At 73.2% G+C, this 231-nt stretch carries 1 protein-coding gene; it reads right to left on the reverse strand.

Annotated features, from left to right (window positions below):
• The coding region (locus SB754_RS23300; RefSeq protein WP_410784606.1) for a hypothetical protein at window positions 1–231 on the reverse strand (231 nt) is incomplete at both ends.

Genomic DNA, 231 nt, shown 5'->3' on the forward strand with positions numbered 1-231 from the left:
GGCGATCAGCCGGCCGGCGCCGTCGAGCACGAAGGGCGTCCAGTCCGCCAGGTCCGCCTCGAGCCGGCCGAGGAAGGCGGACAGGTCGCCCACCGTCACGAGGCCGATCAGCGCGCCGACATACCGGCCGTCCTCGACGATCGGATGGCGCCGCGTGAAGCCGCTGCGGCCGAGCGCCGGAATATAGACCGGATCCGCCCAGACCGGCCCCTCGAGCGTGCGCAATTCGGC

Origin of the sequence: Leifsonia sp. SIMBA_070 (genome assembly GCF_046534635.1) — a bacterium.
Taxonomy (GTDB): domain Bacteria; phylum Actinomycetota; class Actinomycetes; order Actinomycetales; family Microbacteriaceae; genus Leifsonia.